At 34.6% G+C, this 20632-nt stretch carries 18 protein-coding genes and 1 pseudogene; 12 read left to right on the top strand and 7 right to left on the bottom strand.

The window, feature by feature from the left end; genetic code table 11:
- The first annotated feature begins 18 nt into the window (after positions 1-18).
- Positions 19-1410 (top strand): NAD-dependent succinate-semialdehyde dehydrogenase, encoded by a 1392-nt coding sequence (locus ACWGOQ_RS08565; RefSeq protein WP_452057531.1) that lies wholly within the window; start codon positions 19-21, stop codon positions 1408-1410.
- An 83-nt stretch (positions 1411-1493) separates the two neighbouring features.
- On the opposite strand, the pseudogene ACWGOQ_RS08560 reads toward ACWGOQ_RS08565, so the two are convergent.
- Positions 1494-1717: pseudogene (locus tag ACWGOQ_RS08560) on the bottom strand ((4Fe-4S)-binding protein).
- Positions 1718-1793: 76 nt separating this feature from the next.
- The gene (locus ACWGOQ_RS08555) at positions 1794-3299 is read right to left on the bottom strand and encodes a phytoene desaturase family protein (RefSeq protein ID WP_452057530.1); all 1506 of its coding nucleotides are present in this window, start codon (positions 3297-3299) and stop codon (positions 1794-1796) included.
- 754 nt (positions 3300-4053) lie between these two features.
- Between ACWGOQ_RS08555 and ACWGOQ_RS08550 the strand changes: the two genes are divergently transcribed.
- From ACWGOQ_RS08550 to ACWGOQ_RS08540, 3 genes are all read left to right on the top strand, one after another.
- Complete coding sequence (locus tag ACWGOQ_RS08550) at positions 4054-4791, top strand: hypothetical protein (protein WP_452057529.1); 738 nt, start codon at positions 4054-4056, stop codon at positions 4789-4791.
- Between the two features lie 404 nt (positions 4792-5195).
- A complete protein-coding gene (locus ACWGOQ_RS08545; protein WP_452057528.1) occupies positions 5196-5708 on the top strand; it encodes a hypothetical protein in 513 nt (170 codons plus the stop codon).
- Positions 5709-6014: 306 nt separating this feature from the next.
- The gene (locus tag ACWGOQ_RS08540; RefSeq protein WP_452057527.1) at positions 6015-6764 is read left to right on the top strand and encodes an acyl-CoA desaturase; all 750 of its coding nucleotides are present in this window, start codon (positions 6015-6017) and stop codon (positions 6762-6764) included.
- A gap of 103 nt (positions 6765-6867) precedes the next feature.
- Here the strand turns inward: ACWGOQ_RS08540 and ACWGOQ_RS08535 are convergent, their stop codons facing one another.
- Positions 6868-7737 carry a DUF5694 domain-containing protein gene (locus tag ACWGOQ_RS08535; protein WP_452057526.1) on the bottom strand — a complete coding sequence of 290 codons (870 nt, stop codon included), beginning with the start codon at positions 7735-7737 and terminating at the stop codon, positions 6868-6870.
- A gap of 483 nt (positions 7738-8220) precedes the next feature.
- On the opposite strand from ACWGOQ_RS08535, the gene ACWGOQ_RS08530 reads away from it, so the two are divergent.
- Entirely contained in the window at positions 8221-8985 is a 765-nt protein-coding gene (locus tag ACWGOQ_RS08530) for a sensor histidine kinase (protein ID WP_458202611.1), read from the top strand.
- An 18-nt stretch (positions 8986-9003) separates the two neighbouring features.
- On the top strand, positions 9004-9723 hold the full coding sequence (locus tag ACWGOQ_RS08525; RefSeq protein WP_452057524.1) for a LytR/AlgR family response regulator transcription factor: 720 nt from the start codon (positions 9004-9006) through the stop codon (positions 9721-9723).
- A gap of 25 nt (positions 9724-9748) precedes the next feature.
- Here the strand turns inward: ACWGOQ_RS08525 and ACWGOQ_RS08520 are convergent, their stop codons facing one another.
- The 3 genes from ACWGOQ_RS08520 to ACWGOQ_RS08510 form a co-directional block, all read right to left on the bottom strand.
- Positions 9749-10486, bottom strand: a complete 738-nt coding sequence (locus ACWGOQ_RS08520; protein ID WP_452057523.1) for a YARHG domain-containing protein — start codon at positions 10484-10486, stop codon at positions 9749-9751.
- Between the two features lie 554 nt (positions 10487-11040).
- A complete protein-coding gene (locus ACWGOQ_RS08515) occupies positions 11041-12285 on the bottom strand; it encodes a hypothetical protein (protein ID WP_452057522.1) in 1245 nt (414 codons plus the stop codon).
- Between the two features lie 344 nt (positions 12286-12629).
- Complete coding sequence (locus ACWGOQ_RS08510) at positions 12630-13994, bottom strand: glycosyltransferase family 2 protein (RefSeq protein WP_452057948.1); 1365 nt, start codon at positions 13992-13994, stop codon at positions 12630-12632.
- A gap of 528 nt (positions 13995-14522) precedes the next feature.
- On the opposite strand from ACWGOQ_RS08510, the gene ACWGOQ_RS08505 reads away from it, so the two are divergent.
- The 3 genes from ACWGOQ_RS08505 to ACWGOQ_RS08495 all read left to right on the top strand — a co-directional run bounded on the left by ACWGOQ_RS08505 (position 14523) and on the right by ACWGOQ_RS08495 (position 16556).
- The gene (locus ACWGOQ_RS08505) at positions 14523-15605 is read left to right on the top strand and encodes an adenylate/guanylate cyclase domain-containing protein (RefSeq protein ID WP_452057521.1); all 1083 of its coding nucleotides are present in this window, start codon (positions 14523-14525) and stop codon (positions 15603-15605) included.
- A gap of 245 nt (positions 15606-15850) precedes the next feature.
- A complete protein-coding gene (locus ACWGOQ_RS08500; protein WP_452057520.1) occupies positions 15851-16159 on the top strand; it encodes a hypothetical protein in 309 nt (102 codons plus the stop codon).
- A 67-nt stretch (positions 16160-16226) separates the two neighbouring features.
- Positions 16227-16556: a hypothetical protein gene (locus tag ACWGOQ_RS08495; protein WP_452057519.1), complete on the top strand. Its 330-nt coding sequence runs from the start codon at positions 16227-16229 to the stop codon at positions 16554-16556.
- A gap of 109 nt (positions 16557-16665) precedes the next feature.
- Here ACWGOQ_RS08495 and ACWGOQ_RS08490 read toward each other — a convergent pair whose 3' ends face one another.
- Positions 16666-17307, bottom strand: a complete 642-nt coding sequence (locus ACWGOQ_RS08490) for an SDR family oxidoreductase (protein ID WP_452057518.1) — start codon at positions 17305-17307, stop codon at positions 16666-16668.
- 467 nt (positions 17308-17774) lie between these two features.
- Here ACWGOQ_RS08490 and ACWGOQ_RS08485 point away from each other — a divergent pair, with 467 nt between their 5' ends.
- The 3 genes from ACWGOQ_RS08485 to ACWGOQ_RS08475 all read left to right on the top strand — a co-directional run bounded on the left by ACWGOQ_RS08485 (position 17775) and on the right by ACWGOQ_RS08475 (position 19964).
- Positions 17775-18593, top strand: a complete 819-nt coding sequence (locus ACWGOQ_RS08485) for a HEAT repeat domain-containing protein (protein ID WP_452057517.1) — start codon at positions 17775-17777, stop codon at positions 18591-18593.
- 2 nt (positions 18594-18595) lie between these two features.
- On the top strand, positions 18596-19351 hold the full coding sequence (locus ACWGOQ_RS08480; RefSeq protein WP_452057516.1) for a hypothetical protein: 756 nt from the start codon (positions 18596-18598) through the stop codon (positions 19349-19351).
- Positions 19352-19673: 322 nt separating this feature from the next.
- Entirely contained in the window at positions 19674-19964 is a 291-nt protein-coding gene (locus ACWGOQ_RS08475; RefSeq protein ID WP_452057515.1) for a hypothetical protein, read from the top strand.
- Positions 19965-20632: the final 668 nt, after the last annotated feature.

Raw genomic sequence — 20632 nt, 5'->3', positions numbered from 1 at the left:
CAATAAAATTAAAATATTATGGAAACAGAAATAGATCAAGAAGTAATCACTACAATAAATCCAGCTACAGGAGAAGCTATTGAACATTATGAGTACTTGGAAGATGAAAAAGTAGCAGAACAAGTTCAGAATTGTCACAATGCCTTTTTAAAATGGAAAACACTTTCTCCATCAGAAAGAGCAGAAAAAATAAAATCCATAGGATCAAGTCTTAAGAAGCATTCATCCAAACTCTCGGATTTGATGACCAAAGAAATGGGGAAGTTGCTAAAACAAAGCCACCAGGAAGTTGATTTGTGCATTGCTATATGCAACTACACAGCAGATCACGGTCCTGATGATCTTGCATCAGAAGAAAGAACACTCTCTGAAGGAGGTCGAGGAATCGTCTCCTACGCACCGATTGGGGTCGTATACGGAATCCAACCCTGGAACTATCCTTCCTATCAGGTGGTACGTTATGCAGTGGCAAGCTTAATGGCAGGAAATGGAGTGCTTTTAAAGCATGCTGCTAATGTTACCGGAACCGCGAAACTATTAGAAAAAGTATTTTTAGATGCTGGTTTACCTAAACACCTTTTTAGTGTTTTGGTTATAGATCACGAACAATCAGATGCCGTTATCAAAAATAAGTTGGTACGAGGTATTACCCTTACGGGAAGTCCAAAAGCAGGTGAAATTATAGCAGAAAAAGCCGGAGCGGAATTAAAAAAGACCGTTTTAGAATTAGGTAGCAATGATGCGTATGTGGTGTTAGAAGATGCAGATCTCGACCTTGCTGTCAAGACGTGTGTAAAAGGACGTATATATAATAATGGCGAAACCTGTATTGCAGCAAAACGTTTTATCGTAGTCGACAAGATTTACGATCAATTCAAAGATGCGTTCGTAAAAGCGATGAAAGCTATAAAAACTGGCGACCCTACAGCTTCGGATAACGATATGGGGCCTATGGCTAGAAAAGATTTGAGAGAAAAACTTCATGAGCAAGTTAAAGAAAGTGTTGAAAACGGTGCAGAAATACTTTGTGGTGGAGAAATACCTGATGGAAAAGGATTTTATTATCCTGCTACTATTCTAGGATCCGTAGCTCCCGGTCAACCAGCCTATCACGATGAACTATTTGGTCCTGTCGCTTCTCTAATAAAAGCTGAAGATGAACAAGATGCTATGAGAATCGCCAATGATAGTAGGTTTGGACTTGGTGGTGGTATTTTTACCAAAGATATAGAAAAAGCTACGCAATTAGCAGAACAGCAATTTGATACCGGTATGGTATTTATTAACTCTTTCGGACTAGCAGATCCTGGAATGCCTTTTGGAGGTGTCAAAAGATCTGGGTATGGACGAGAACACGGTGGTTTTGGTGTAAAAGAGTTTGTGAATGTAAAATCTATTCTGATTGCATAAAAATAAACAGAACCATTTTAAAATAAAGAACCGAATCCTTTTAGCAGGATTCGGTTTTTTATTGACATCCATTCACTACTTAACTATGTATTCATATAATAACGTAAAGCACCAGAAGGACAAGTATCTATTTGGTCTTTCAATGCTTGGGTCGTTGCATTTTCTGATTGAATCCAGGGTTTTTCTTTTGGATGATAAACCTTCGGAAGGTTTTTACACAAATTCCAGAATGAATACATTTTCCAGGTTTCCAAACGATTGTGAGTTCTCCGTTGGTATATTCTTTTCTTATATCACTTGCAGCCATACATTACGATTTATGACTTTATTTTAAAGATACATAATAATTATAAGATGTAACATGAACGTGCTAATGTGCTATACTATGCGAAAATCTTCTTTTTAAAATGAATCCCGGTAACCGCAGAAGCCGTTACCAATCCCGCAAAAAGTGCTCCACCAACACCTGCAGTAACAATATCCTGTCCAGTTAGATATAATCCTTTAATAGGTGTTCTGGGCTGTAAAAACTTCTGCCGGAAACGCTGTGGCGTATGATCAATACCATAAATCTCGCCTTTTTTATAGTTTACAAAGTGTTCTGTACTTAAAGGAGTAGAAAGTTCATAGTGATCTACTTGTCCCTCCAGATGTGGAAGCTGTGCAAACAATGCTTTTAAAAGACGCTGCGCAATCTTCTCTTTCCAGAATTCATATGCTTCTCCCCTTTTCATCCAACGTGTATCTTTCCATCTGGCCACCGTCTCGTATGGCACCAAAGTAATGATATCAATCGTACTTCTACCAGGATATCTGTTAGACCAATCGGGATCCTTAGCAGAAGGAAATGAAACGTAAACAACAGGAAAAGGAGCATCTTTATGATCTAAGTATCGTTGTACGCAGCTATCGTGATCACCGTCCTTTGGATATATCCAAAAATTCATTTTTGGTAATTTTAAATCTTCTGGTGAACTTTTAAACCCTAGATATAAACAAGCATGGGAAACAGAAGGTGTTACTTTTTTTAATTGTTCTTTTAGTGTTGTTTTGACACTTACCGATTCTGGAATTAATTTTTCGAAGGTATTCATAACACCCGTTCCGCTAGCATAAAACTCCTTTCCATCAATCATACGTACACCTTTGGTACTATTGTTTTCTATGATCACCTCTGCTACCGTTGCATTGGTCAATTTAGTGCCATTAGCAGCTGTTATAATGGGATCAATGGTATTGACAATTCTGGAAGATCCACCAATTGGAAAATTTCCACCTTCAAAATAATGTCTCGCTACAGAAGCGTGCATAGCAAAACTACTTTGCTTTGGCGGTAAGCCATAATCTCCATATTGTGCAGATAGAACTTTGATCAATTCTTGATTTTTAGTAAGCCCGCTCAGCACGTGATAAGTAGTTTGATCCGAATATTTCAAATACGGTCGTTTCAAAAATCCACCTATAAAAAAACGAAGAAAGCCTGGTAGTGCCTTTTCTTTATAAAAAGCCCCCATTACTTTATTGGCTTTAAAAACCAAATCAATATATCCATCAATTGCTTTTTCTTCTTCGGGAAAATAGCTTACCAACTGATTCCTAAAATTAGCTACGCCTTTTTTAAAGTCATACTGGGTATCGCCGATGATAATACGGTCATATACTTCTCCCATATCTGCCCACTCCAATGTACCATCTGTGATATAATCAAACAACTTACGAATTGGACTGTTCTCCTGTTGTACACCTCCTATGTAATGAATTCCAACATCCCACTCATAACCTTTACGCTTAAATACATGAGTAAATCCGCACGGTGTATAGTGCCGTTCTAAAATGAGTACTTTCTTTCCTTCTTTTGCTAATATGGCACCTACTGTAAGACTACCCATTCAGGATCCTATAATAATAGTATCGTACTTTTCTTCTAGCTGCGGTCGTTGTTTATAGGATTGAATCATGTATCCAAAGGTTTTATGATGGAAAATCAAATTTTTAAATAAGATTATTAAATATAATTCCTATTTGTAACAAAGTAAGTACTGTTGTAGTAAATATAAGTCCTTTAAACATCCAAAAGACAGTAACTATAGACATAAAAAACTTTCTTTGGATCCATAAAAAAAATTTGAATTCTGTGTGAAAAATTCATCTTGGAATAGCATTGAATTCCGTAGTTTTTTTAAAGCATTAGCAGAAGTTTTACTGTCTGAACAATCATACGAAGCCTAGTATATTTTTTATATCCGATTTACGGTACATCTTCTATTACATTCTCGTATCGTATAGAGTTTTGGGATATCGAAAAATGGACTTTTCCTGAAACAGGTCAACAAATGAAATGTTAATCTTTCATGTATCGCTCCTCTTTTTAGAGTAAAAACTAGGTATATCAATTCGCTCCGCTTCTTTGTTTAAAGAGTCTTCAAGCGTTTTTAACCAATGCATACGAATGCTGGTCATAACGCTACAAACTCACATAACAAATCGGGTAATGAACGACTACGGAATGGGATATTTCCCCCTAAATATGGGTGTAAAAACTAAATACATTTGTCTCAACAGTTGTTTTAGCATTCTATTTTGCCGGCGGATATGATAAAATAAACAACACCATCATCTAATATTAATTATAAATTAAAACAAATGAAAAATTTAAGTAATTTAAAGGTATTCACATCTTTGATAGTAGGCGTTTTATTCGTGGTTTCCTGCGAAAAATCAGATGTACAAACAGAAACAGAGGAAATTATACAACAGGATATACAACAAGAAGGGTTTAAAAGTACTACAGGACGAAGTGGTGAGTTCCTAAACGATGTAGCATCAAGTAACAGTAAACCTTTATTACATATGCATTTTGACGAAAATGTCGACATGGAAAAAGCAAACCTTCAATGGGATCAGGCTGTAAAAGAATACATCAGCAACCAACCCATACAGCAAAAAGCTTTTAGCACGGAGTGGTTTTATAGAGTTTGGACATTTACAGGTAGTCAGAGTAACAACGATACCGATGGGGATGCTGGTACGTACGTGAGATTTACTACTAGTGCAGGAACTTTTAACCCTCCTTTTAACTGGATGGATAATTTTGGTGACGACCGAGAAGGTGGTTGGGATGCATACTTATTCAAAACTTCATTTCCTGATCGTGCTGTCGAGTGGGTTGAAGTAGACGGTGCTACTTTATATCTCAAAGGACAAGACGGATGGTTTGTTACAGATTTTGTTATACAATTATGGACAAGCGATCAAACATTGCCGGCAACTGGTTTCTCTGGTTTTTGGGCAAATCCTAATATTTGGTTAGATAGTCCAACAGATAACAGTTGGGATAGCTTTAACAGCGGTAATACAGGAACAGGTAGAATAAACTTTTAAGATAGTTTAGAAATATAATCTAGTGTACGACGGTCTATTTTTATGAGAAATAGACCGTTTTTAGTACAGCATACCTGATAAAAGGAATACAATTACAAATTTACAAAAGCATCTTTTTAACTGTACACCTAAACACACATAGCGACGTATGTGTTTATATCACAACAAATTATTTATTTTTAGCTAGATATTAAAAAAATCAAATTACTTCTATAAATCAAAAAACTTCTGTTTTCAAGTGCTAGCAGAGTGTATATTATCCTGATATTATATTACTATTATAAAAATTTAAAAATTCCCCAATTTACATGGGGTATTATTCACGTTTTCTTAAAAGTGATTATCGCTATTTTTAAAGGTCATTCACTAATTTTATCTCAACTTTTAACCATAAATATAGTATCATGAAATCACTTTTAAAATCCTTATTAGGAACATTATTTGTATCATTTATTATTGTCTCTTGTACTGATGACACTAATTTTACTGAAACCACAGAAACTGTAGACAGTACTGCTTTTGATCTTGTTGGTACCCAAGAAGAGCGTATCGCATCTACAGAAGAACTACGTACTATACCTGCTATTATAGAAAAAGCCGGGTGTACTCTAAGTGGTGATGAAGGATGTTCTGACGATGCGCAATCTGAGTTCGAAAGATATGTACGCGAATGTACTACATATATCAGAAACTGGCCACCTTCTGGTGTGGTGAATACCTACTACAGAAGTATGGTGTATTATGTAGACGGAGACAGCGACATAAACTTAGATCATTATCAAGATGACCTACAGGCACAAGTATCACAACTTGTTGGCTCTGGTGGAGCTGCTTTTGTAAGTGCTGATATTATCTACTGGGAATGTAACGACAGACAAAATAACTCTTGTGTAATCAAATACGATGTGTACAGATAAGCAATTGCAATAAAACACACTATAGAAACAGGCCCTGTAAAAAAGGCCTGTTTTTTTTATTTATCACAAACAAAATTATGATTTCCAAGCAATTACAACCAATAGTCATCATTCAGAGAAAGAATTATACGATACATTTCTTTTAAAGAAACTTTAAGATGTTAAATAAACCATATATAGCGAAATATATGCTAGATCTATGCGTACTTTTGTAGGTGTCTTATACAACTATCATTTTGTGATGGATATACGATATTAATATATATATGCATCATAATGATGACCAACTCTTAACCTTACTTTAAAATGGCTATTCTTATTTTTATGCTTGTATTGTGGTATACAGGATTATTTTTTCAAAGTTTCTTTTTGCATCGATATGCAGCACATCAAACATTTACCATGTCTAATTTTACTGAAAAAGCATGTTTTTTTCTGACTTGGGTTTGTCAAGGGTCCAATTATCTAAGTGCTTATGGATATGGGGTAATGCACCGAATGCATCACGCCTTTGTGGACACCGAGAAAGATCCTCATTCTCCCAAGTACGACCATAACATGTTTAGCATGATGTGGCGCACAAAAAGCATATATCAGGACATCAACAACCAAAGAATATCGCTTGACACGAAGTTTACCAAAAATACTCCTCAATGGAAAGCTTTTGATGTTTTCGCCAGCTCCAATTTCTCTAGGATTGCCTGGGGATTAGGATATACCGTTTTCTTTTATTTCTTTGCTTCGGCATGGTGGCATTGGTTGTTTCTGCCAGTAGCATTCTTTATGGCTCCGATACATGGAGTAATTATCAATTGGTTTGGTCATATCATTGGATATACTAATTTTAAAGTTGACAATACTTCCAAAAATCTATTGCCTATTGATTTCTTAATGATGGGCGAAAGTTATCATAACAACCATCACAAATATAGTGGAAGAGCTAATTTTGGTGGTGTGCGATGGCACGAAATTGATCCAACTTATTTTATCATGGTATTGCTGGATAAACTACGCATCATTAAGATAAAAAAGAGTGCTATCACGGTTACAAAATAATCAATTCTTAGCATTCATATCATACCCACTTAGATTTCTTGTCCGATGAAGTGATGAACCAGATATGCTCGTTCATCACGAATTTGATGTTTTTCTATTGGCTTTACAGACTACCAAATTCTATGAAATCATACTCAGGAGAATACTCAAATAAATGTCTCAATATAGATGCATGACCGTTACCAACAATGACAAGTATTCTGTCCTCTTTTGATTGATCTATTTGCTGAATTTTTCTAAACATTCTTAGATTTCGGTTATACCACCATATAGATAAAAAATCAGCACCGCGATTGTTATCCAATTTAAAATCTCCTACTAAGTAGGCTCCATAATTATTTTGATGTCCCTCTATCGTATTCATATGTTTTATATAATCAAGGATTTTTACTCTGGAAGGCAGTTGCGTAGATTCATCAAATGATTTCTGTACCATTTTTGAAAAAGGATCATCTGATTGAAAATCATAATCTTCTGTAAGTTTCTCGATAAAGCCAGGATACTTTTCTTCTAATTCTGAGCTAAATGTTGTTGCATCTATCGAGTAAATTTTATCGTGCTCTAAATCATTGGCTATACGCATTCCTATTTGATAACTCTCATTTCTAACCGCTCTATGTTTTCCTACCTGATATTCTTTATACTTTTTTTCCATACCCCAATCTTCTTTTGCTTCAATAGCAACTTTAGTTGGTTTGAATCTTTTAATGTATGCTACTAATTCTTCTACTTCAGACTTTTTTGGCTCTTTTAGCACATCAATTTTATCAGTATCTTTTGTTTTTGTATAATCTAAACCAGGATATGAGAAATGAAACGTACCAACGACCAAAACTTTTGTTTTTTGTTTTGGGTAATAACTTGCATATGGCTTAAGAATTCCTTCGTTTTCCTTCGTTATTTTTTGTGCAGTTACGTTCGTAGTAAAAAGAGTAAGTATAACGCTGGTAAGTAATAAATGACTGTATTTCATGATATTTTAATTAATATGTTCATTACAATAATAGAAGTATATTACACATACCATTACAATTTTATACAAACACCTTTCTATAGTATATCAATCAACCGTTTGGACAAACGATCATGTTCGTTGTCTACGCATCATAGTTCGTCCTACAAATCATACTGTTCATAATAAATTATAAGAAAAGTACTGTAATTCGTGTATTTTTAGGGGATGCATATTAAAAAAGAAATCCTCTATAATATCCTTATTATACTTACAATAGCCGTCTTGGATATTCTGGGTGGCTACATTATTTTCAACAGGGATATATTTTCTTCAGACATACACGGATTCCTGTTTAAAACTACATTTACCATTGCGTTGCTCATAATTTATATAGTAAATTATGTATACAGTGTACCCCGATTCTTATTCAGAAAAAGGTATGTTCATTACATCGTCTCATTTATAGTTATGATTCTTTTATTTGCTGCGATACGGTTCTTAATGGAAGAAATTATTCTTTTCAATATTATAGGTATACACAACTACTTCTTTGATGTACCACTACGCGATCTAATTGTCACCTATTTATTCGACTCTTTTTATTATACACTGAGAGTTTGTCTGATCAGTGCTGTACTATGTTTATTCTTTAGGTATAATGAAAACAAAGAAGAAATACACCGTCTTCAAATAGCGCACCAAAAAGCTAAGCTTTCTGTACTGAAATCCCAGATTAGCCCACACTTTTTATTTAATACATTAAACAATTTTTATGAAGAGTTGTATGATGACAAACCAAAAACTGCCAGTGATATCTTAAAATTGTCAAAACTATTAAGATATGTCACCTATGATACCAAAGACGATGTAACTTTACTGAGCAAAGAAATTGCCTTTATTGAAGATTACCTATATTTTTTCAAACGGAGGTATGAATACAATTTTTACGTACAATTAGATATTGAAGGGTTTGTACATACTCAAAAAATACCATCCCTTATTTTAATACATTTTGTTGAAAATGTTTGTAAACATAGCATCATCAATAATAAAAACCGACCTGCTAGTATCGTTATACGCATAAACGACCATTTTCTGGAACTAAGAACTAAAAACTATATAAATACTTCAACCATGTATACCGAACCCGGAATAGGAACTCAAAATATCAAAGAAAGACTAGAGGTTATTTATAAGGATTCATTTATTTTAGAATATCAAAAAAATGACAATCAATTTGAAGCATACATACAATTTCCATTATAATCAGGTAATTATTCTCATATGAAAGCCCCAATACCATGTATAATTATTGATGATGAACCAGCAGCTGTTCGGTTATTGGCAAAGTATATTGCCTCGGTTTCTTTTTTAGAATTAAAAAATACATTTACCAATCCTTTAGAAGGATTATCATATTTAGAAAGTGAACCTATTGATCTGGTATTATTAGATATACAAATGCCCGAAATTACCGGGATACAGCTATCCAAAATCATTGATAAGAATACCAAAATAATTTTTACCACGGCATACCCTCAATTTGCATTGGATAGTTATGAAATAGCTGCGATTGATTATCTTCTAAAACCTATTGATTTTGAACGGTTTTATAATGCTGTATCCAAAATCAAAGAAAAACGTACTAATACTGTAAATGTTGCAATTGATGAGAGTACAGATGAGTTTTTCTTTTTTAAAACGGACGGAAAAAACAAATATGCTAAAGTGTTTTTAAGGGAAATTAAATATATCGAAAGTCTCAAAAATTACATTGCTATACACCTTAACGACGAACAAATTATTACCTATAATACATTAAAACATTTTAAGGAAACCTTGCCCATAACTGGTTTTATACAAATACATAAATCGTATATCATTTCCATAAAACACATTGATAAAATCGATAATGAAACCCTTTGGATTCAAGGAAAAGAGTTACCTATTGGTAATACGTTTAGAAAATCATTTTTTAAAACCATTGCAAATCATAGATTTTAAAAAATCTGGTTACGATGTGTATGGATCAACCAGCTATGAGGTACTCTACTAACCGTAATTTTTGACCGTCAAATGAGAAAATCCAGATCGTCTTGTATTCATCTTCAGAATAGTAATTACTTCCGTATTCAAAAGGTGCTGTCATAATCTTTGAGTGTTGTATATCACCCATACTTAGGGTTACTTCGCTCCCATTGATATGTAGCGTTGTATCTCGTACTACAAATCCATTATCTATAGTCACCTTATAAATGGCAGTATCTTTATACCAATTGACATCGGTTAGATCTATTTTAGAAAAAATAGCATCCAACTCTTTAAAAGCTTCATCCGGATGAATACCATTAGGTAATGCATCATCCATAAACAAATTGATAGTGATCCTATCGTTTTGTTGTAAGGCTCTTTGTAATTCCTTTAGTTCGCTAAAAAGTTGTTGTCGTTGTTTTTTAATACGTGCTTCTGCAGTTTTAAAAAGTACAATATTTTCATTTTCTACAGGATTGAGGATTACTTGGACTGGATTATTATAATCAGGTTGGTACCATCGAAATTCCTGAAAATATGCTAATAAACGTTCATCTTTAAAAATATACTGATGTCTGGCAAAGATCTCATTTCGCAAAAGCTGAAGGTCATAGAGACTGTTATTTGCAATTTCCTTTGTGGTATATGAAATAGTATCACAATCAGTACAATCCTTTAACTGAGCATGCATTACTGTGCTCAGTATCAATAACAAGACGAGTATTCCTTTTTTCAATGGGTTAATAGATGTGTTAGTATTACAAATATAAGATTTGTAGTATCATCAACTGCTATCATACTAGTTTTCAGATATATTGACAGTTAATCTCTATAGGAAATTGTATATTTTAAAGGCTTATCTAAACGGATTATGATATCTCACTTGTACACTTTTTTATTTACAACCGTACCCATCCGTATTTCTTCAATACTTTGCAATTGATCACTAAATGAAGCGTACTTATATAATGTTCCATCTTTATCTTGGTGATTATATGCTCCAATTTTCTTTCCTTGACGATTATAAAATTCTTCCTGATATTTTTTCCCTTTTTTATAGTAAAGTATGGATCGCTTTTTTTTTGAATTATTATAATTGGTTATATCTTTTGTTCGATAAGTTCCATTTTGATAATATTCTTTTGTATGAACGCTATCATTATTATATCGATACTTATATTTTTTTTGATATGTATTTATGTCGTTACGGTATCTTAATGTTCTTTTTATTTTTCCTTCCTTATTCAGATAATGTTCTGTACCATTCTTTTCATTAATTCCATTTGGAGATTAATAGGAGATTTCTCCAATATTTTCTCCTTTTTTATCAAAATAAGTTGCTTTGGCATCCTTAAATACCCGAAATACTAATGTAGTAGCTGGATAATAGGTAAGTTTTTGTATAATATTTCCTTTGTCATAAGATAGTAAGGTATTACCTTCAATAAGTACTCCTTGGTCAGGCAAACCATTGTTATATATCATTTTTGCTATTTCTCTTCCATTTTGATCATAGTTATATGACTCCGCTACAAAACTATTTTCATGAATAGTCTCAAATTCGACTTGTTGATTTTCATGAAAATATTTAGTATAAATGATATTTCCTTCTTTATCGTATTCCGTTATTGCTCCAATTAAATGCATTTGTTCTGGCTTTTCATTAGAGTAAAACATTATTTGCTTCCCATTCTTATACCGACAACCATAAGAGTTATACCCCTTCACCTCTACAGTGCCCAACGCTTTCCCATCAGGACCGAAATATTGAATTTTCTGGGGTAATCCATCTGTCAAACGTTCTCTAATCTGACCATTTTTATAATAGGATGCCAGTATTCTTATACCCGTATCATCAGTTTTTTTAATTCGCCTAACCCGAAGAGGGTTTTTAAAATACTTCACTTCAATTCCTTTATGCCCAGATAAATCGATTTCATCTGTTGAGACTCCAATATATTCGCCATCGTTTCCATAATACCGTATTTCTTTCTTTTTTAACGAGTTACCATGAACTATAAAAATCGTTTCATACCGGATACCTTTCACGTCTTTCTCATAAGTGACCTCCCTTATAATACTATCTTTCCTTTCTATAAATTGTTTCGGGTATATTTGATTAAAATTTGCTGAACCTGCAATTGGAACTCCATTTTCATAAATCGCTTTGAGTTTTTGATTCTTGTAAAAGGTTACCACATTTCCATGTAATATATTATTTTCGTAATCCATGGATTGTGATACATTTCCATCTTTTGTAAACCATTTTACAGTACCATTCCAAACCACTTTATCTATTTTAGAAGCGGTTCCAGATAAATAGGGAGTGCCATCTTTGTGGTAATAGTTTAATACATACAGATTCCCTTTTTTAGTAGCTGGTAACCTGTAGATACTATCTTTTTTTACATCATCAGTTACTTTATTACTTTTCGTAAGCCAAATGGTATCATTTTGGCCAATAACTTGATATAAAACACAGTTTATCAACAAACAAAGAGGTACAATAAATTTTCTTAGTATAGAAATTCTCATAAAAGTAAACGGTATACAAGTTTAGTGTGTGTAAAAATAATCATCGAGTTTACAATGACTATCCCTGAAAACAATGAAATTGTAACTACTTACAAGATATTTCTAACAAATAGCAAAACTCCCCCTATGTAAAAATAGGAGGAGTTTTAGGTAGGTTAGCTATCATAGTTTTGATAAGCAAAAAAAAATATAGTTGAGTTTGAGTATTCTTGATAACGCATCCTTTCGGAAGCAAAATGTATCTCCCCGCAGGGTATGACTGTTTCTAAACATAAAACCTTCAAGACCCTGAAAAAGGAAATAAACTGGCTGGTTAATTCATATAAAGGGTAATTGATATATTATTATGAAACAGAAACTACTTGTTGCTGTTCTTCTAATTCTTTTTTAGTAAGGTCCCGAGTAAGCCATCCACTCCTTCCTGCTGTTGCGATTGCATATGGTGTGATCCAAAACAATGTAAAAGCATAAAACAAGCTGTATGGATATGCCCAAAGAGACTCTGATAAACTGTGTTTTTTTGCATAAAACAGGGCTTGTATACTAGAAAACACCAATATGCTTAACAACGTGGAGCTTAAGAACAACACCGGATATGTACCTATAAAAAATAACATTAAAAAAGTAGCAGGATATGCCATCGTCATTTTTAGCCATTGGTTTAATAGTAATATTCTAGTACCGCTTTTTGCACCTTCTCTAAAATCACCAAAGGCAAACCTACTCATTGCAATATTCTCTCTAATATTACTTCGCTCCCAACGAATAAACATTTTATATAAGTTCTTATACCGTTCAGGAATATTAGTATACACATACGCTTTTCGCTGAAACAATACCTTGTATCCTTGCTTTAGGATCATATTGGTCATAGCACGATCCTCTCCTATTTTAGAAACTTGTCCCATAAAAGTTTGCGAAATCCAAGCCTCGCGGCAGTTCATCACAGCTTCTCTCCTGTAAGCAGATAATGCTCCGGGTGTACATAAAACAGAACCTATCGTACTTTGCGCAGAACGAATAAACTCAAAACTAAAAGCAAAACTTACATTAAGCATACGCGGTATCAAGGCTTTATCTCTGTTAAGCACCCGAACATTTCCGGCAACTGCTCCACAATGTTCGTTTTTTACAAAAGGAGAAGCCATTATCCGTAGTGTATCCTTCTTTACGATAGAATCACTATCTACCGTAATAAATACATCCCCCATACCCAGATTAAATCCTCTGTATAATGCATGTCTTTTTCCTTTGTTTTTGGGTTGTTGATAGATGGATACACGATTCCCTAATTCATTTTTGGCTTTCTTCATCCATTCCCAGGTATCATCCTGACTACCATCATCTATAGAAATAATTTGTAATTTTTCGATGGGATAATCACTTTCTACCAAACTTTGTAGCGTCTTATACACTAAGGCACCTTCATTATAAGCAGGTACAATCACCGTACACAAGGGTAACTCCTTATCTGTAACAGCGTTGGTTTCTTTATATCTAAGGTACAAACGAAAGATATACACTAAAAAACTAACCTTAATCAATAATAAGGTAAGTCCAGCGATCATCAGACCGATTCCCCATACAGTATTCATTCGCTCTAAGTGAATTTCTTCAAAATAAGGTTGAAAGAAATAAAATAAAGATGCAGCACCAAATAGCAACAAAAAGGTTCCTAGTAAAATTAAAAACGAGGAAGCATTGAACATACTATTCTTTAAACGGTCTGCAAATGAATTTTCAATTACTTGCGTTTCTGCAAGGTCATAAGATCTTGATATCTCCATAATGATTTTTATTACCACTCAGCAAAACCAAATTTGATACCAATTATTAAGATTATGAATACCAAACACTTATAAATAACCGCTATCATAAAAAGTGTGTATTATTTCTACAACTGTGTATATTTGACTCACTTTTTTAACGGGCAATCCTTCAAACTTAGGTGTTGTAGCATTCATAATATAAGAAACATCAAAGTGCTGCACCGTTATTTAACAAACCGTACTACATTAAAATTTAATGACCACCAACTCCTAAACTTATAACAGTCTTCTAACAAAAGAAACCAAATCTCATGGTATGCACATCCTAAAACATGGATAGATGGATACGCTTCTTCTCTATACCAATAGGACACAAAATAAGGCTATCAAAGTCTGGCTGGTTTTGGTTACTTTTGATACGATTTTACCCTGATAGGCACAAAAAAATGCTCGGCTTAAAGAATTGAAATGAAACGCAGCTTATTAAAATACTGGCAATTGTTATGGCGATCTGTGCTTTTCTGGTCCCTTGCTATGGCATTCTATTCTATATTCAGGTATTATGGAATAGACGAAGAAGAAGGCTTCACCGTGATACCCAAGTATAGTGGATATAAAGGAACGATTCGTGCGCTTATGGGATTTTCGAGCATTGGATTGTTTCTTGGGATCGTATATACATCCATTAATGTTATTTTTAATAAATATTCTTCGAATAAGCGCTCCTTATTTTATAATCTGATCGTTAGAACCTTGTTATATTTTATAACAACCATTATCATCTTTACGATTATTATGGAGATATTTTCTGAAATTTATAATCTTAACCTGAATACGAATACAGGTTGGTGGAAAGAAAACAAATCTTTTTGGGCAACCATCCTTTATATTGTCATGGTTTCTTTTGTGTTCTCTTTCATTAAAATAGCGACAGAAAAATTCGGAAAAGGTGTCTTTATAAAAATGCTATTAGGAAAATATAAAAATCCGCAGGAAGAGCATCGAATTTTTATGTTTTTAGATCTTAAAGACTCCACAGCTATTGCAGAAAAATTAGGCCATTTTAAATACAGTCAGTTATTACAAGATTGTTTTTACGATCTAAACACAGTTGTTTCTAAGTACGATGCAGAAATTTATCAATACGTTGGTGATGAAGCTGTACTGAGCTGGCCTTATAAAAAGGGGTTAGTTAAAGCGAACTGTGTGTCGTTGTTCTTTGCGTTTCAACAAAAAAAACATTATAAGGCTACCTATTATAAAGAAAAGTATGGCATCCTACCTGAATTTAAAGCTGGATTACACGGTGGCATGCTTATGGTAACCGAAGTGGGTGTAATCAAAAAAGAAATTGCCTACCACGGTGATGTAATTAATACTTCTGCACGCATTCAGGCAGAATGTAATACCCATAACGCAAAGCTTCTGATCTCTGAACAGTTATTATACGATCTTCCTAAAAATCATACAATAGCTACCTCTTTTTTAGGAAGTGTTCTACTCAAAGGAAAGCAGCAAGAAGTCAATATTCATACCATCCTACATCCATAAAGAATACGCACCCTAAGAAAAAAGGAAGCGTATACTGTTTTTATAAACATATGCCTAACGAACCGTTATGAATGATATGCCATATTTTTACGTACTTATAAAAACAAGCTTACTCATATTCAAACATACTCCTACCGTCCAATTGTTATAAAAAAGTATTAAGTAATTCTTTAAGAGACGTTAATGTTCCCCAGATTTAATCTGGTTTTTAGTTTCTTTATAGAAGCTTTGAAAAAAGAAGACGTATGAGTGATATTTACCGAAAATGTTCCAATTGTGGTACACTAAATTTAAACAGAGATTATTGTAAAGCGTGTGGATCACTTATCAACACATCCCTACAAAGAAAACAGGAAAGAAAACAGCGATTAGCGAAAAGAGAAAAGGCTCGTATCGCTAAAAAACCAAATAAAATCACCCTTTTTTTTGAAAGAGCAAAGCAACACCAAAACATCGTAATACGCTATACAGCCCGATTTCTTTACTCTGTTTGGGTGGTAGTCATAGCAGTTGGATCATTTTTGGCATTTATTATTGGCTATGTGGCCGCATAAATCCAATTATTTTATAAATATCGTAGCTGTATTCCTATATCGTTATTACTTTCAGATATGTTGTTTATTGGCTGTTAGTGTCTACGGAGTTCAACAAACGGATATCCGTTTGCCTGTCATCGTACAGAGTTATGTAAATGATTTTTTATGCATGCCAATAATACTCAACATGTGTCAGATGATGATCAGAAAATTAAAGAGTGATCCTGATATCCTGTTATCCCTACCACTACTACTATTCGTTACTACGGGATATGCTTTCTATTTTGAGTGGTATTTACCGCAACACCTGGATCGCTACACTTCTGATTGGATAGATGTGTTACTATATTTTTGGGGAATGATTTTCTTTTATTGGATAGAACGTGTCACTTATGGCCCTCCAAATGAACCGTAACAAGTTCTGATTAAAATAATATATAAAGCAAATAATCCCATAAACTAACGAGCGTCTATGGGATTATAAGGGTATACAAACTGGGTATTTAAGATACAATCAACCTATGTTACTGTACCGTTAATACATTTTCTAAAGCCTCTGCTATGGGTTGTTCACCGTTGAGAATTTCAAAGACCTCTCGTTTCGCAACAGCATCTTTAAGGCTATGTACCAATACTTTGGCAACATCACCTCTGGGAATGGCTCCTTCTTTAGAATCCAGACTCGGTGCCAACCTTATTTTTCCTGTTGGCATATCATCATTCAAAGTTCCTGGTCTTACAATCGTAAAATCAAGACCACTGTTCCCTAAATACGCATCAGCATCCTTTTTGGCTTGCAGATATTCTTGCAACTGATTCGATTCCTGCGGGGCATCTGCTCCTATAGAACTTAACATCACGAACTTGTTTACTTTATGCTTCTTGGCAGCATCAATAATTTTCATCGCTCCTTTACGATCTACTGCATCCAAAGCCTTTCCTTTAGAACCGGCAGCAAATATTACCTTGTCCACGCCTTTTGTAGTATGTGTAACATCTTCCGTTAGATCTGCAAGTACCGTGGCAACTCCTTGTTGCTCGAACGAAGCTTGCTGGTCCTTCTTACGAACCATCGCGATCGGTTCAAAATTTTTGTGGTTTTTTAATTCGCTAATGACTTTATTTCCTGTGGTGCCTGTTGCACCTACGACTAATATTTTTTCCATACATTTAATATAAGCACACTACCTGTCAAAGACAAAAGAAAACCGGGTTTTAACGAGGGTTTAACTGGGGTTTTAAGAATTTCTTAATGGTTTATAACCGGCAGCCAATTGCCCAACACCACATACGCAACTGCAATACACATTTTTTTTATAAGTACCTATCCTACTATTCAAATAGTCAACGTTCTGGTTTCAGGTTCGAGGATCTCTTGTAGTCTTAGAAATTCTTTTAACTTTTTTAAGAAGCTACCCCGTTAATCGAGCGATCTCTATAAAAATAAGGGGATATTACCCATATGAAAACCGTTTTTCAACTTAGAAAAATAGGGACTTACACATATCGTTTTAAAGTGTATTCCCTCTTACAATACGGTTAACTCCGCAGTATGTTTGCCACCAATTATAAAAGCATACGGTTTTTGTATGCTATTCATAATCATTGTTTAACTAATTCATTCTAAAAAATTATGAAACACACTTTTAAATTAACACGCACATCACTACTAATCCTCTTACTACTGCTGGTAGTTATGAGTTGCGAGCGTGACCATCCAACGGTATCAGGATCCGAAACAGAGGAGCTTCTGGAAAAAGCACAGGAACATTCTTCGGTACTTTCGTTCGACGAATCATCAATCGTATCTATTGGAGAGATTGTGTCTGGTCTTCCTTACGGAAACCTAGTAAACGAACATATCAATCTTTCTATGGGATTCGGAAAAGATGCTGAAGAAAAATACCAGCGTTCTCTTTATATGCTAAGACGCCAACCTAAGATAAGCGCATCTTTATTCGAAATATACCATAAAGTACCCGCAGAAAACTATCTGTACCGTACCATGGTGGTAGAAGCGCTAAAAGAGCTAAACACCGATACTTCGTTACAATATCTATATAAGATTGCTATGACGCGTATCCCCAGAGATACGCAACCAGAAAATGAAGAAATTGATACCCGAACCGATGAAATCATCATTCGGTTAACTGCTGTAGAAGGCATCGGAATATTGGCTATTAACAAAAATGAGGAAGCAGAAAAAGCGCTGATACAATTAATAGACCATGAGGATTTATCCGTGCGTCAGATGGCGGTACGTAGTTATTTATTATCTCCTTTCGGAAACATCCAGGAAAAGAAAAAAGAGTTGTATGAAAAACTTCCGAGAGAAGAATACTGGTATATCACAGAGGAGACGACTAATATCAGAAAGGTAGAACATCCGGATATGCCCGAAACTTTTGACCTAAAAGAAAACGATTCTAAAGAAACACCAAAAATAAGATAACCATGAAAAATAAACATCTTTATAAAAGCACCACATTTTATATACTGCTAATCTTTGTACTGCTATTTTCGATCACAATCAATGCGCAACAAAGCTGCTCGGTACCACCTCATGATAATGTAGCCGACGGAAGTTCGGTATATGCTACCGGTTTATGTAATCAGGCACGAGTAGACCACTGGTGGGGCGTACTCAATATGAGAAAAAAAGATTGGGACAGCGGTTTTGGATTTCATGATCCTTGTAACTTAGACTTACCGCTTGCACGTACCTTTGCAGCTTTATATCTGCTCACGTACTCTGCAGAAGATTATGCAACCAATACCGGAGATTATAGTGGCAATGCACTGCGTTGGGCGTATCCATATACGGCTAACAACACCGGTAGGTTACAGGCATTATGTTACAAACCAGGTTCTAGTCCCGGACAATGGGCAGGCTGGGCCTATGGTAGCCGCGTAGAATTATACATTCCATATTTTTATTCTTTTGATGTAGTTACCCGTGCAGGAACTTTATTACACGAAGCCAGGCACAATGGAGGAAAAAGTCATAACGGTGGTAGCGGCTGCCCGAGAGCTGCATCCTGTGATACCAATTGGTCGTATCAAGGTTCTAATATGTATGAGGTACTCTACCTGTGGTGGTTTGCTGTTGATGGCACCAGAACGACCAGTGCCATCAGAAATATGGCTAGAAATCGGGCACGAAGCGTACATAATAATGCGTTTAATACCAATCCCGGATTTAATATCTAATACTGTCGCACAGTATTCATATTCTTACAACCTGAATGTAAAGGCAGCAATTTATTTTGTTGCCTTTATTACGTGAATCCGATGTAAGAAAATGTCTGTCTGAGTGATTTTCAATAGAAAATCGTATCGAATACACATACATTTTAATTAGAAACCTAATTTCGACAACCTACCTTCAAACACCGCTCCCTTCAGAATAGTGAGGTGTGTCTGTTCTGATGTGTAGTGGTCTTGTAGTTGTTCATAAAAAAAACTCCTAACACTAATTTGTTAGGAGTTTTGATTGTAGTAAAATACACGATATAAGATTGATTATACCCATATGCTGCATGCACCGCTAACACAAAATGCTGCAGGATCGCAACAGTCTGAAGTAACTCTGCACGTAAAACAACGAAAAGAAGGACCATTACCTATAATGATCTCCTGTTCTTTTTTACTCAGGGTTTTAATCCCTGGTAATTTTGATAAATCTTATATCATTACCGTGGATTTAAATAAAATACAAACATCTGCCAAATTCGCATACCTGCTCCAGATTATTGCAGTCAGCATCTTTAACACATTCCCAGTTATGGCAGCAACCTTGTCCCTGAATGTGATGTTGTTCTGACTTTTTGAGTTCTTTGACTCCTTCTAATTTTAAAATGTTGTGTAACATATATAGTATTGTATTGATTAATATATGAAAATAACTTTTGAAGGGAATTTTACTTATAAAAAATCAACACTTTAACACTTTATTGTTTAAAACTTAACAGCTAAATCGGTGTGTTGTGGAGCGGTTTACTAGGTATTCTTCAAAATATATAATAGACTGATGGATACTTGAAGTTTCTCTTCGGCTACGTTTTAGAGCTCGAGTGCCGTAGGGTTTGGTATATGTTAAAAAATTAACATTTTTATACGTTCATGGGGTACTAAAGAAGTACCCCACCCCCACTGTTGTAGTACCCACCCCCGTCTTCTGCAATAGGTGTGTCCTGTGTCAAACGCAAGTGGCACTTCCCTCAGACATACGTGCTACCTCTGTTTGAAGTACCCCTATCCTGTTTTTATAACCTGAGTTCGATTATTAAAATAAGCAAATCTGATTATTATTTTGGGTTTTTAAACGTTATCAAACTCCAATAGCGTTTCATCTTCTAGCTCAAAATAGTTTATAGGCATATATTCATGATTAACCAATGACTGACAATTCGAAAGCTTCATGAAACCATATGATACTATAACTAACATCTACCTGCTATTGGGTATTTTAAAAAAGTACTATTTCACTTA

The organism is Aquimarina ulvae (genome assembly GCF_053613295.3).
This window is presented reverse-complemented; position numbering and strand designations above follow the sequence as displayed.